Annotated in this window: 13 protein-coding genes and 1 tRNA gene; 6 read left to right on the top strand and 8 right to left on the bottom strand. The window is 66.7% G+C overall.

Translation table 11 applies throughout. The annotated features are described in order from the left end of the window. Positions 1-79: 79 nt before the first annotated feature. On the top strand, positions 80-1,594 hold the full coding sequence (locus tag OS889_RS02575) for a heme-binding protein (protein WP_372387002.1): 1,515 nt from the start codon (positions 80-82) through the stop codon (positions 1,592-1,594). A gap of 86 nt (positions 1,595-1,680) precedes the next feature. Here OS889_RS02575 and OS889_RS02570 read toward each other — a convergent pair whose 3' ends face one another. From OS889_RS02570 to OS889_RS02535, 8 genes are all read right to left on the bottom strand, one after another. Continuing rightward, entirely contained in the window at positions 1,681-2,181 is a 501-nt protein-coding gene (locus OS889_RS02570; RefSeq protein WP_372387000.1) for an SHOCT domain-containing protein, read from the bottom strand. 73 nt (positions 2,182-2,254) lie between these two features. Further along, positions 2,255-2,437, bottom strand: a complete 183-nt coding sequence (locus OS889_RS02565) for a hypothetical protein (RefSeq protein ID WP_372386998.1) — start codon at positions 2,435-2,437, stop codon at positions 2,255-2,257. 1 nt (position 2,438) lies between these two features. Beyond that, positions 2,439-3,521: an aldo/keto reductase gene (locus OS889_RS02560; RefSeq protein WP_372386997.1), complete on the bottom strand. Its 1,083-nt coding sequence runs from the start codon at positions 3,519-3,521 to the stop codon at positions 2,439-2,441. A gap of 242 nt (positions 3,522-3,763) precedes the next feature. Beyond that, positions 3,764-5,152, bottom strand: coding sequence for an FAD-binding oxidoreductase (locus OS889_RS02555; RefSeq protein WP_372386995.1), 1,389 nt, complete (start codon positions 5,150-5,152; stop codon positions 3,764-3,766). Between the two features lie 65 nt (positions 5,153-5,217). Beyond that, positions 5,218-7,008: an oligoendopeptidase F gene (pepF, locus tag OS889_RS02550; RefSeq protein ID WP_372386992.1), complete on the bottom strand. Its 1,791-nt coding sequence runs from the start codon at positions 7,006-7,008 to the stop codon at positions 5,218-5,220. Between the two features lie 58 nt (positions 7,009-7,066). After that, entirely contained in the window at positions 7,067-7,495 is a 429-nt protein-coding gene (locus OS889_RS02545; protein ID WP_372386991.1) for a DUF7112 family protein, read from the bottom strand. An 11-nt stretch (positions 7,496-7,506) separates the two neighbouring features. Continuing rightward, a complete protein-coding gene (locus OS889_RS02540) occupies positions 7,507-7,968 on the bottom strand; it encodes a 30S ribosomal protein S6e (protein ID WP_372386989.1) in 462 nt (153 codons plus the stop codon). 77 nt (positions 7,969-8,045) lie between these two features. Beyond that, positions 8,046-9,143, bottom strand: a complete 1,098-nt coding sequence (locus OS889_RS02535; RefSeq protein ID WP_372386987.1) for an aminopeptidase — start codon at positions 9,141-9,143, stop codon at positions 8,046-8,048. Positions 9,144-9,201: 58 nt separating this feature from the next. On the opposite strand from OS889_RS02535, the gene OS889_RS02530 reads away from it, so the two are divergent. The 5 genes from OS889_RS02530 to OS889_RS02510 all read left to right on the top strand — a co-directional run bounded on the left by OS889_RS02530 (position 9,202) and on the right by OS889_RS02510 (position 13,333). Continuing rightward, the gene (locus OS889_RS02530) at positions 9,202-10,074 is read left to right on the top strand and encodes an ATP-grasp domain-containing protein (RefSeq protein WP_372386985.1); all 873 of its coding nucleotides are present in this window, start codon (positions 9,202-9,204) and stop codon (positions 10,072-10,074) included. A gap of 79 nt (positions 10,075-10,153) precedes the next feature. Next, entirely contained in the window at positions 10,154-11,056 is a 903-nt protein-coding gene (gene gnd, locus OS889_RS02525) for a phosphogluconate dehydrogenase (NAD(+)-dependent, decarboxylating) (protein WP_372386983.1), read from the top strand. Between the two features lie 72 nt (positions 11,057-11,128). Further along, entirely contained in the window at positions 11,129-11,716 is a 588-nt protein-coding gene (locus tag OS889_RS02520; RefSeq protein WP_372386981.1) for a 2Fe-2S iron-sulfur cluster-binding protein, read from the top strand. An 83-nt stretch (positions 11,717-11,799) separates the two neighbouring features. Further along, positions 11,800-11,872: transfer RNA gene (locus OS889_RS02515), tRNA-Arg, on the top strand. 312 nt (positions 11,873-12,184) lie between these two features. Then, positions 12,185-13,333 carry a PH domain-containing protein gene (locus OS889_RS02510; RefSeq protein ID WP_372386979.1) on the top strand — a complete coding sequence of 383 codons (1,149 nt, stop codon included), beginning with the start codon at positions 12,185-12,187 and terminating at the stop codon, positions 13,331-13,333. Positions 13,334-13,480 lie beyond the last annotated feature (147 nt).

The raw sequence follows: 13,480 nt of genomic DNA, 5'->3' as shown, positions 1-13,480 counted from the left end.
GCCGCCGTCGAGCGGTTCGATTCCCGCGGCCCGAGAACGACTCGCAACGCCCATACGGGAGGCGTCCCTACCGGATCCTATGCCTGAGGCCCCACCGACAGACGAGGGCTGGTTCGTGCTGCACGACTTCCGCACCGTCGACTGGGACGGGTGGCGCGACGCGCCCGAGCACGAGCGGGACCGCGCGATCGCAGAGGGGACCGAATACCTCCGCCGCCACGAGGAGGTCACAGACGCCGAGGAGGGCGACTCGGCCGTCTTCTCGGTCCTCGGCCACAAGGCCGACCTGCTCGTCGTCCACTTCCGGCCGACGCTCGACGACCTCTCCAGGGCGGAGCGCCAGTTCGAGCAGACCGCTCTCGCAGCGTTCACAGCACAGCCGACCTCATACGTCTCCGTGACCGAGATCTCGGGGTACTCCACGCCGGAGTACTTCGAGGACCCCGAGTCGGTCGAGGACCGGCTCCGGGAGTACATGGAGGGCAAACTGACGCCCGACATCCCCGACGGCGAGTACGTCTCCTTCTACCCGATGTCGAAGCGCCGCGGGGAGGAGCACAACTGGTACGACCTCGACTTCGAAGAGCGCGCGGACATGATGGAGACCCACGCCGAGACCGGCAAGGCCTACGCCGGAAAGATCAAGCAGGTCATCTCCTCGTCGGTCGGCTTCGACGACTACGAGTGGGGCGTGACGCTCTTTTCGGACGAGCCGACACACATCAAGGACATCGTCTACGACATGCGCTTCGACGAGGTCTCCTCGAAGTACGGGGAGTTCGGCCAGTTCTACGTCGGCCGGCGCTTCCCGCCCGCGGACCTCGGCGCGTACCTGGAGGGCGAAACCGTGCCGACGAGCGACGGCGACGAGTCCGGCCACCCGCACGGTGAGGGCCACGGTCACGGACACGAGCACGGTTCGGGCGACGCACACGGGCACGGCGGCGACCACGAGCACGCCCACGGCGACGACTCCGCCGACGCCGACGACGCCGACGACGAGGACGTCGACATCCGCGAGGCGCTGGCGGATATGGACATCTACGCCGGCCAGCCCCACGGCGAGGACGTCTACGCGACGGTCCTCTACTCGGAGGCCGAGACCGACGAGCTGTTCGACGAGGTCGAAGGGCTCCGGGGCAACTTCGAGCACTACGGCACGCACGTCAAGACGGCCGTCTACGAGGCCCGAAACCGTGACCGCAGCGCCGTCGTGAGCATCTGGGACACCCAGTCGGCCGCCGAAACCGCGGCGGGATTCCTCTCGGACCTCCCCGGGATCGTCGCCCGCGCCGGCGAGGAGTCCGGCTCGGGCTTCGGGACGATGGGGATGTTCTACACGGTGAAACCGGAGTTCCGCGAGGACTTCCACGAGACGTTCGACGAGGTCGAGGGCCTCCTCGCCGAAATGGAGGGCCACCAGGACACGGACCTGATGGTGAACGTCGAAGACGAGAACGACATGTTCATCGCCAGCCAGTGGGACGCCCGCGAGAACGCGATGGCGTTCTTCCGCTCCGAGGAGTTCAGCGAGACCGTCAAGTGGGGTCGCGACGTCCTCGCGGACCGGCCGCGACACGTCTTCCTGGCGTAACCCTCAGCGAACCGTTCTTCGTCGGCTGCGACTCCAGCGTCAGACGCGTCGCCGTCGCGTGGTTTCGAAGCGAAACGGAGGGGTACTCAGCGCTCGCGGGCGACCGATCGCTCGCGGTCTGCAGCGCGGTCGTCGCCCGACCCGTCGAGCAGTCCCTCGGTCTCGACGAGCGCCTCCAGGCGGCGCTCGAACTCCTCGTGGTCGATCTCGCCCTCGGCGTACCGGGTGCGGAGGCGCTGGATCGCGCGCTCTTCGGTCGGGGCGTCGTCGCGGTCGTCGCCGCCGAAGAGCCCGCCCAGCCGTCCAGAGGCCGAGTCGGCCTCGGATCGCTGCGTGTCCGCCGACGCTAACGGCGTCGACTCGCCGGCGTCGGTGCCGCGGAGGCGGTCGGACGCGTACAGCACGCCGTACCAGAAGAGCATCGCGGTCGGGGCGGTGACGAGGAACGCTATCAGCGGATTCGCGAGCGTGAACGCCGACAGCACGGCGATCCAGAGCCCGACGACGAGGCCGAACAGGGGAGGGCTCCGCGCGACGGCGGCGACGTACGCGGAGAGCCGCGTTCCGAGGCGGTGGAGGACCGTCATAGCGCCGAGTTGTGTGTCGGAGGAAAAGTAAGTTCGGTGGGGGCGTCCCCCGACGCAGCGTTCGCGTCGACGCTCAGCGGCGCCGGCGGTACGCGAGTGCGCCGGCGACGCCGGTCAAGAGCGTCAGGACGTCCCAGGGGAACGGGTCCGTCCCGCGCTCGCGGGCGTCGCGGCGGACCCACGCGGTCAGCGCGAGGTGGGCGACCGCCGTCAGCGCGGCGAACGCCGCGCGTCGGCTCGGAGTGAAACCGCGCACGTCAGTCCGACGAGGCCGTGTTCCGCGGGCCGCTCGTCGCCCGCTTGTCGATACCCGCCGCCCGGATGTCCTCGCCGCCGACCGACGAGCGGAGCTCGTCCATCCCGTCGTCGCGGTCGACGCCGAAGTTCGTCTCGTAGAGGTCGGCGACGCGGGCCAACTCCTCGTCTGTGAGCTTCGGGACCTCCGAGGCGGCCGCCCACGCGGTGATGTCCTCCTTCGTGTGGAAGGTCGGCGTCACGGTCGCGACCGGATCGTGGGAGAGGAGATACGCGATGGCGGCCTGACCCATCGTGCGCTCGCCGTCGCGTTCGAGGAAGCGGAGGGACTCGATCTTCTCCCAGCCCGTCTCGTACCAGGCGTCGGGGCGGAAGCCGCGGTGGTCGTCGAGGTCGTGACCGGTCTCGGGCGTCACCTGTTCGTTCAGGAGGCCCGACGAGTGGGGCACGCGGGGGATCAGGCTCGTGGAAGAGCCCGTCTCCTCGATGGTCTCCAGGAAGTGGTTGCCGACCTCCTGCTCGAAGAGGTTCCAGACCAGCTGGACGGAGTCGAACTCCGCTTCGATCGCCATATCTCCCTCGGCGAGCCAGCCGATCGAGGGGCCGAGCGCCCAGCCGACCGCGCGGACGAGGCCCTCCTCGCGGAGCTCGTCGAGGGTTTCGAGCACGTCCTCGTCGACCTCGTCGACGTTGGCGTTGTGCAGCTGGAGGACGTCGACGTACTCCATATCCAGCCGATCGAGGCTCTTTTCGGTCGCCGAACGGATCCACTCGCCGGTGATCTCCTTCGGGAGTTCGCCGTGGCCGGCCTGCGGGTGATTGTAGAAGTCGTAGCCGACCTTCGTGGCGACGGTGACCTCCTCGCGGTAGTCCGCGAGGGCCTCGCCGAGGACCTCCTCGCTCTCGCCGTGGCCGTACACGTCGCCGGTGTCGAAGTAGGTGATGCCCTCCTCGATCGCGTGGTGGAGCATCCCGATCGCGTCGTCCCGAGTCCGATCGCCCCACCAGTCGGTGCCAACGACCCACGCGCCGAACCCGACTTCGCTCACTTCCACGTCGGAATCGCCCAGTGTCCGATGATTCATACCATCGGATTGGGCGTCGGTTCACTTATACTGTCGGCTACGGCTCTGCCGGGCGGTCCGGATCCCGCCTTCACGACGAGTCGGAGGCGGGCGTTTATGTGCGAAGCCGCGGCCAACGCCGCCGTGATCTGAGAGACGCTCCGCGTCGGGCCGCGGTCGCTCGGCACGTCGGCGCGGGGAGCGGTTCGGAAATCAGGTGCCGACTGTTCGCCATACGACGCCACCACTAGCTGTCGCTCCGCTCACTCGCGCTCGTGAGTGAAGATCCCGTCCGGATCGTACCGCTCCCGGACCTCCCGAAGCCGCGCCGCGTTCCCCGCGTACACGTCGTCGGCGTCGGGGTCGCTGCCGCCCGCGAAGTTCGGAAGCGTTCCCGCGAGCGACGCATCCGCCCGGAGTTCCCGACAGGTCTCGCGAACCCATTCGACGGTCCGCTCGGTCGCCAGCGGATCGTCCCACGCGGCCTCGACGTTCGCGACGACCGCCGCGTCGCGACCGACGACGGGGCTCGTGTCGGCCTCGGCCTCCGAGACTGCGCCGTGCATCGGCCAGAGGACGATCGTCGACAGCGACGAGGGCGCACGCTCGGCCGCGTCCCGCAACGTCTCGATAGCCCCGTCTTCGAGCGTCGCGAGCGGGACCGACTTCCAGTAGTAGCGCCGGCCCGCGGGGAAGTCGTCGTCCATCATCGTCTGGAGCTCCAGGTACGACATCGTCTCGAACGACGACGCGAACGCCGCGTCGTGGTCGACAACGGGGCCGAGCCCCTCGCGAGCGTGTTCCGGCGCGCCGGCGTAGACGCCCGCGAGGACCAACGCCGGGTCGCCGCGTCGCTCGCTCGGGAACGCGGCCGTCGATGGCACCGTATCGAAGTACGGGAAGATGCAGGACTCGGCGGGCGCGGTCCGCTGATACGAGCGGTACGCGGCGAGCGTCGCGTCCGCCTCGTCGAGCGGCAGCCACGACTCGGCGTAGGCGATGTCGTGATCGAGCGGGTGGAGCTCGAACTCGAAGGCCGTGACGACGCCGACGGTGCCGCCGCCGCGGGCGGCCCAGAGGAGATCCGCGTTGCGCTCTGCGTCCGCGGTGATGCGCTCGCCCGATCCGGTGACGACGTCGACGGCACGGAGATTGTCAGCCGTGAATCCGTGCTTCGGCGAGAGGTAGCCGGTGCCGCCGCCGAGCGTGAGCCCCGCGACGCCCGTCTCGGAGTAGACACCGCCGGGCGTCGCGAGTCCGACCGACTGCGTCGCGCGGTCGACCGTCCCCCACGTCGCCCCCGGGCCGACCCGTGCCGTCCGCGCGTCGGGGTCGACGCGGACCCACTCCATCCGCGAGCAGTCGACGACGAGGTCCCCCGCGACGGACGCCCCCGAGACGCTGTGACCGCCGCTCCGAACCGACACGGAGAGACCGTGGTCGCGAGCGAAGGCGACGCAGTCGACGACGTCGTCGGCCGACCGGCAGTACGCGATGACCATCGGGTAGGCGTTCACCATCCCGTTCCAGACGCGGCGCGCCTCGTCGTAGCCGTCGTCGGTCGGCACGACGACGTCGCCGGCGAGCCGCGTCGAAAGGGCATCGAGCGGCAGCGACGCCGCGCGCTCGCGTGCGGCGTGGTGCGGGTCCATACCGGATCGGGGGACGCGAGCGGCTTACCGCTTGGGTTGGGGGCGACCCTCTTAGGATCGCGACCTCAGAGCAGTTCGGCCATCCGGTCGAGGTAGTCGTCGTACACCGAGATGGCCGACTCGATCGGCGCCGAGTCGGTCATCTCGACGCCGGCGGTCCGGAGCACGTCCATCGGGTACTCCGAGCCGCCGAGCGCCAGCGCCTCGCGGTAGGCGTCGGCCGCGTCCTCGCCGTCGTCGAGGATCCGATCGACGATCGCGACCGCCGCCGAGATGCCCGTCGCGTACTGGTAGACGTAGTAGTTGTAGTAGAAGTGCGGAATCCGCATCCACTCGCGGGCGATGTGGTCGTCCAGTTCCGCGGGCGCGTAGAACTCCCCCTTCAGGTCGCGGTAGAGCTCGTCGAAGCGGTCGGGCGTGAGGGCGCCGTCGTCCTCGGCGATCTCGTGGATCCGGAGCTCGAAGTCCGCGAACATCGTCTGTCGGAAGAGCGTCGAGCGGAACCGCTCCAGGTACTCGTCGAGGACGTGCATCCGGAGATCGTCGTCCTCGACGGTCTCCAGGAGGTGATGCGTGAGGAGCGTCTCGTTGACCGTCGAGGCGACCTCCGCGACGAAGATCGTATAGTCGGCGTACTGCCACGGCTGGGCGTCCTTCGCGAGTTCGGAGTGCAGCGAGTGGCCCAGCTCGTGCGCCAGCGTGAACATCGAGGAGATGTCGTCCTGGTAGTTCATCAGGATGAACGGCTGGGTGTCGTAGGTGCCCGCCGAGAAGGCCCCCGAGCGCTTCCCGCGGTTCTCGTAGACGTCGACCCATCGGGCGTCGAGCCCCTCGCGGACGCGCGACTGATAGGCCTCGCCGAGCGGCGCCACCGACTCGACGATGTACTCGGTCGCCCGCTCGTAGGGGATCTCCGGTCCCTCGTCGCCCGTCAGCGACATATACAGGTCCCACATCCGGAGGTCATCGAAGCCGAGGGCCTCCCGCTTGAGTTCGGCGTGGCGGTGGAGGCTGTCGAGGTTGTCCCGGACCGTCTCGACGAGCGTGTCGTAGACCTCGACCGGGACGTTCGGCCCGTCGAGGGCGGCCTGGCGGGCGGTGTCGTAGTTCCGCGCTCGGGCGTACTTCACGTCCTTCTTCACGCTGTTCTTCAGCGACGTGCCGACGGCGTTGCGGACGTCGGCCCACTCCTCGTAGAAGGACTCGTAGACCTCGCGGCGGAAGTCGCGGTCGGGGTGCTTCTGGAGCTTCGTGAAGTTGCCCTGGGTGATCTCCACCGATTCGCCGTCCGGGCGCTCGACGGTCGGGAACGTCATATCCGCGTTCGAGAGCATCCCGTAGATGTCGGAGGACGCGCCCGCGATCTCCCCGAGTTCGGCCAGGAGCTCTTCGACCTCCGCCGAGCGGGTGTGGGGCTTCGTCCGCAACACGTCGTCGAAGTAGTGTTCGTACGCGGCGAGGGCGGGCTCGGCGTCGATGAACGCCTCGACCTCGTCCTCGTCGAACTCCTGAATCTCGGGATCGAGGTAGCTGACCGCAGAGCGCGCCGACGACGACAGCGACTCGGCCTTCGCCTGGAGCGCCTGGTACTCCTGATTCCGGGTGTCCTCGGCGCTCCGGAGGCTCGCGTAGCTCGTGACCTTCGAGACCTCCCGGAGGATCTCCTCGCGGAGTTCGAGCAGCTCCAGCAGCGTCTCGGGGTCGTCGGTCACGTGGCCCTCGTACTCGCGGAGCTCGTCGACGCGGTCGGAAACGGCCTCGTAGGCCGCCTCCCAGGCCTCGTCGTCCGGGTAGATGTCCGTGAGGTCCCACTTGTACTCGGGGTCGATGGCGTCGCGCTCGGGAACCTGACTCATACCCGAAGGAGCGACGGAGCGGTGGTAAGACTTACTCACGCGGACGGGGCGAGCCAGGTCAGTCGCGGAAGGAAGAGGCGATGTCCCGGAGCGACTCGTTCGGACGGGCCGGGACGTCGTAGACCACGCGGTCGCCGGGCTCGCGGAGGCCGTAGCAGTAGCCGGGATCGAGTTCGTCGAGTTCGACGGCGTCGTCGGGGCCGCGGTCGTGGCGCTCGCACCACTCGACGAGGCGGTTCTCGCCCTCGCGGGGCTCGCGGGCCAGTCGCTCGTTGTCGTAGGCGCCGCGGACGAGGAGGCCGCGGGAGTCGGCGCTCACCCGGGCAAAGGTAGTGGTGCCGTCGAGCAGCAGGCGGACGACGTCACCCTCTGCGACCGCGGCGTCGTCGGGGAGCCGGAGGCAGGGACGGCGAGTCCCGCCGCTGCGGGCGACGCTCGCCCGGAAGGAGGTCACGGAGTCGTGATCGCTCGGGACGCGCTCGGCCACGGTCGAGTGAGCTACTCTTCGGTGTCTTCGTCTTCGTCTTCGTCTTCGTCGGCGTCAGCCTCGTCGGCGTCGTCCTCGGCCGCTTCCGCTTCGTCCTCGGCTTCGGTCTCGTCTTCGTCGTCGCCGAACGTGCCGTCGACGAGCGAGGCGTTCACCTGCGCGGTCGCCTCGGAGACCTGCCGGCCCCGGACGGTGATGCGCTTGCGCTCGCCGTCGCGGGAGGGGTTGTAACCGACCCCGCCTTCGAGGAGGAGCTCCTTCAGGTTCGCGCCGGCGACGTCGGCGCGCATCGGACGGCCCGCTTCGTCGGAGCCGCCGGTGAGTTCGAGCGTGTAGCCGTCGAGGCCGACGGCGCCGCCGTCGACCTCGTCGCCGAGCTCGCGACCGAGGAATCGGTTCGCGTCCTGTCCGTCGACCTCGAACTGCTGGGTGTCTCCGGTCTCGTCGGAGACGACGACTTTGAATTCAGCCATACGGAAGGCGAGACGGCCGCCGATAAAAAGTACGTCGAAAGCGACTCCCTCGAAACGCTCCAGCGGCGCCAGAGCGCCTACGCGGACTCGAAGCCGTCCTCCCAGCGGAAGCGGCCGTTCCGCTGGACGACCTCGCCGTCGACTTCGATCCGCGAGTCCTCGCTCACGTCGGTGATGAGGTCGACGTGGACGGCCGAGTCGTTGCCCGACTCGCCCTCGGGCAGACAGGCCTCGTACGCGCGCCCGAGCGCGAGATGTACCGTATCGCCCATCTTCTCGTCGAAGAGGATGTTCTCGGTGACGCGGTCGATGCCGCGGTTCATCCCGATCCCGAGTTCGCCGAGGCGACGGGCCCCCTCGTCGGTGTCGAGGACGTCCGCGATCGCCGCCTCGCCGACGTCGGCCGCGTAGTCGACGACCTCGCCGTCCGCGAATTCGAGCGTCACGTCGCGCACGCGCGAGCCCTCGATCGTCATCGGCACGTCGAAGTGGACCGTCCCCTCGGTGTCGGCGGGCGCGGTGAAGACCTCGCCGGAGGGGAGATTATGGGAGTCGTAGGCGACCGAGGCGGCGGAGTTGACGGCCGTTCGGCCCTCGATCGACATCGTGAGGTCGGTCCCGGCCGAGACCAGTCGGACCTCGCTGGCGGCGTCGAGGATCTCCTTCAGTTCCTGCATCTCCTCGGCCAGCGACTCCCAGTCGCGGAGGACGGCGTCGTAGACGAAGTCCCGATACGCCTCGTAGGACATCCCGGCCTGCTGGGCGAGCGAGCGGGTGGGGTGGACTGTCAGCACCCAGTCGGTCGCGAGGCGCGCCTCCCGGACGGGCTGTTTCGCCCGCGAGACCGCCTGCCGGGTCTCGCCGTCGACGTCCGCGGTCGCGTAGGTGTTGCGGCCGCCGCGCAACGCCAGCACCGAATCGGCGTTCTCGTAGAGCGCCAGTTCGTGGTCCGGCGCCTCGAAGTCGTCGTCGTGGGCGCGCAGGTACGCGCGGGAGACCTCCGCGGAGTCGTAGGTCGTCACGACGTTCGCGCCGCGCTCGCCGAGCACCTCGGCGACGGCGACCGCGAGGTCGTGGGCGTCCTCCTCGACGCTGAGGACGACGTCGTCCCCGGCTTCGATTCGGGCGCTCCAGTCGACCAACAGCTCGGCGTGTTCGCGAATGCGTTCGTCCATACGTCCCCTCGCGAGCGCAGTGAAAAACGCTTATCGCCCGACGCGTGCGAGTGCGGTCGTGACCGACATCGCCCTCGCTACCTCCGCGGATCTGCCCTCGCTCATCGACGACGACGCGGACTTCGTCGCCGCGCTCCGCGACCGCGGAGCCGATCCCGAGCCCGTCGTCTGGTCCGACGAGTCGGTCGCGTGGGGCGACTACGACGCGGTCGTGGTCCGCTCGATCTGGGACTACTACCGGCATCCGGAAGCATTCGCGGCGTGGGTCGACCGGCTCGATACCGCCTCGTCTGCGGTGTGGAATCCGCCGGCGACGCTGCGGTGGAACGGCCACAAGCGCTACCTCCGGGATCTGGCCGAGCGAGGGATCCCAGTGCTCGAAACCGAGTACGTCGAGCGCGGGACCGACGTCGCGCTCGCGGACGTGTTCGACGCGCGCGGGTGGGACGAAGCGGTCGTCAAGCCCGCCGTGAGCGCGGGCGCGTTTGAGACGAAACGGATCCCGAAGGGCGACGCCGACGCCGAGCAGGACTGGCTTTCGGACCTCCTCGCGCGGCGGGACGTCCTGATCCAGCGGTACGCCCCGGAGATCGTCCGCGGCGAACTGTCGCTGGTCTACTTCGACGGCGAGTACAGCCACGCGGTCCGCAAGGAGCCGGAACGCGGCGATTTCCGGGTCCAGTCAGAACACGGCGGACGTGTCGCGGCCGCGTCCCCGCGCGCGGAGATCAAAGCACAGGGACGCCGGGTCGTCGAGGCCGTTACCGCCGAACTGAACGGCGAGCGTCCGCTGTACGCCCGCGTCGACGGCATCGAGCGGGACGGCACGTTCCGGCTGATCGAGGTCGAACTCGTCGAGCCCGAACTGTTCTTCCGGGCCGACCCGGACGCGGCCGGCCGCCTCGCCGACGCGCTCGTGGGTCGGCTCTGAGCCGCTGGCATCGGCAACCACACCAGCGCACCGCCGGCAAACCGCAATCACTACGCCGCCCGCGACTGGAGGCGCTCGTATGCAACTGGGCGTAGTCGGGCTCGGCCGGATGGGACAGATCGTCGTCGACCGCGTTCTCGAAGCCGGACACGACGTGGTGGCGTTCGACCTCGACGCGGAGGCGGTCGCGACCGCCGCCGACGCGGGCGCGACGCCCGCGGAGGACCTCGACGACCTCACCGATCGGCTCGGCGACGACAAGCGGATCTGGCTGATGGTGCCGGCCGGCGAGGCCGTCGACGCGACCCTGGAAGAACTCAAACCGCACCTGGGCCCCGAAGACGTCGTCGTCGACGGCGGCAACTCCCACTTCGAGGCGTCGGTCCGGCGGGCCGACTCGACCGACGCGGCCTACCTCGACTGCGGGACCTCCGGCGGCCCCGCGGGCGCCGAACTCGGCTTCTCGCTGATGATCGGCGGGCCCGAGTGGGCCTACGAGGCGATGACGCCCGTCTTCGACGCCGTCGCGACCGGCCCCGACGGCCACGACAGGATGGGCGAGAGCGGCTCGGGCCACTACGTCAAGATGGTCCACAACGGCGTCGAGTACGCCCTGATGCAGGCCTACGGCGAGGGCTTCGAGCTCCTGGCGGACGGCCGCTACGACCTCGACCTGGAGTCGGTCGCCCGCACCTGGAACAACGGCGCGGTCATCCGCTCGTGGCTGCTCGAACTCTGCGAGGAGGCCTTCCGCGAGGAGGGTACCGACCTCGGCGACGTCGCCGACCACGTCGCGGGCGGGTCGACCGGCACCTGGACCGTCCAGGAGGCGCTCGAACAGGAGGTGCCGGTCCCGCTCATCTACCAGGCGCTCGCCGAGCGCTTCGGCAGCCGCGCCGACGACGGACGGTTCAGCCGGCGGCTCGCGAACCGCCTGCGCTACGGCTTCGGCCGCCACGAAGTACAGCGGCGCGAGGAGTGAGATCCGCGAACGGCGCCGGAGCGGCGGCGCGGCAATCACAATTTCCTTAACCCCCGACTTCATACCGCCGATATGGTCGAAATCAACTTCGTGGGGCTGGGTCTCGGGGTGACCCTGACGCTTCTCGCGGTTGCGCTTCACTACGCCCGCGGCACCGGGTGGACGCCCACCGGTGATATCTCCCAGGAGGTGCTCGACGAGCGCGCGAGCACCCTGCCGGAGACGGACTTCCCGGAGCCGATGAACCGATCCATCGGCGGCGGCGCGGCGCCCGCGGGAGCGGTCGCCGGCGGCGAGGAGGGCGCCGAACTCGAAGAGGGCGGCGAGGCCGAGGAATCGAGTCCCGCCGACATCCCCGAAGACGAGATCGAGTACTACGAGGTCGAGTTCGCCAAGCAGGGCGAGACGATCGAGCTCGCGAACAACGAGCCGATCCTCGATCAGGGCGAAGACCACGGCTGGGATCTCCCCTACGCCTGCCGCCAGGGGCAGTGTGTCTCCTGTGCCGGCCAGATCACGTCCGGCGGCAACTCCGAGGACTACGTCGAGCACGACAACCAACAGATGCTCGACGACGCCGAACTCGACGAGGGCTACACCCTCACCTGCGTCGCGTACCCCCGCGCGGACTTCACGATCGAGACGGGCGAGGCGCCCTGAGACGATCGACATCGCCTTTCCTTTCGACCCCGCTTTCCTCCGTTCACAACGGTTAAACCACCCGACGGTCTACTCGTGTTCGAGGGCCCGTAGCTCAGTGGACAGAGTCCCTGGTTCCGGACCAGGATGTCGCGGGTTCAAATCCCGTCGGGTCCGTTCTCGTACGTCTCGTTTCGGAATCACTGCACAGCGATGGAATTGTGCGATAGGCATTTATTGCTCAAACCGTCCACAGTTCCACCGAGCGGATGTGACGAGACGCAGGATGCTCCCGTCTGTCGGTACGAAGAACTACTGACTGTAGCCATCTAGTTCTTTCGATGGTTGTTTTTGGCCTTGTTGGGACCATCAACAGGTGAGGGTTTTCACGAGCGACACGACACACAATACTCGAATCTTTCATATCCAGGTCTGACCAGTGATAATAACACAAGTGACAATTAAGTAGTAAGGACAATACGAGATGATATGGGTTTATTCGGAAGCGGTGGAGACGGTGGGGAAGCCGACACTTTGGCGTCAAGCGCCCGTGGTGATAGCGTTACAAGTGATGTTCTCACGGTGACGACAAAGCGCTTGGAAAGTGACTACCTCACAGTAAAGCCCCTTCTTGAGGTGCTAAAAGAGGATGAGCAGCCGCACCATTTCTTTTTCAACGTAAGCAAAGGGATTCAAAAAAACGGGGAGGCCGTAGGGAGCGGTGTAACTAATGAGAATCGGAGTCTCTGTCTTATAACAGACCAACGAATTATTTTTTTCGCTAACGGTAACGAAGCGATGGCAGCATCATATGAGATGGTGGAAGATGCTCGGAGCAAGACTGGCCTTACAAAATCAAAGTTAACCATCGTTACGGAGAGAGCAGAGTATGATATGTACGTCAGTCAGAATAAAGGAGAACTGGAAGATGCCGCGGAATACATTCGAGATAAGGCTGATTCTGCCGGTGAGGCGAATGGTGAAAATTATCTGACGCCGATTTCGGATTTTGGAGCGCTCTGGAATGAGAGTACTGATAAGAAACAACTCTCTCTAGATGAACGACTGCCCGAAAGCGACAAACCGTGTGGAAGCTATGTAACGCCTGATCGACTAAAGAAGATAGTCGACATCCTTGATGACGATGAGGTCGTCCATTTCTTGACAAGGGGATCGACGGTTGACGTGGAAGGTTCTGGAGCAGGTGGGTCACTGTTTGGCGACGACCGCAGCCGAAAGTCAGGGACAAGAGGCTACGTCCGCGCAGTGGTTACCGACCGTCGAGTCGCGGTGAAAGTGCCGCAGTTCCTCGGTAATGATGAAAGATCGGTTCCATATTCAAACATCACGAGCGTCGATATGGACACAGGACTGGTAAACAAGCGTCTTACGCTTCAGACACCAGGTCAAACCTACCATATTGAGGCGCATGAGCCTGGGAAAGATGAACTCCGTGAGATAACCCGCTTCATTCGCGAGAAGATGTCCGAGGCAAAGCAACCCAATACTGTTCAAGCGAAAAACTCCGAACCAGATCCGCTGGAACAGCTTGAACAGTTAAAAGCACTACATGATCAAGGCGTCGTTAACGATGAGGAATTTGCGGAAAAGAAGTCTGACCTACTGGACAAGATATGATCTGAGATATATTTAGTTACTCTACAGGGTCAGAATACGCTGTCGATAGGAATGGGACTCACCGATAGCTTGATCGCACAACTCTACCCGCGGGAAGCAACTCAGTATACAATAGAACTGAACAACATAATCAACTGAATACCGGTG

The organism is Halobellus sp. MBLA0158 (assembly GCF_041477585.1).
GTDB lineage: Archaea > Halobacteriota > Halobacteria > Halobacteriales > Haloferacaceae > Haloquadratum > Haloquadratum rubicundus.
The sequence above is the reverse complement of the archived record's forward strand: the minus strand, read 5'-3'. Positions and strand labels throughout refer to the sequence as shown.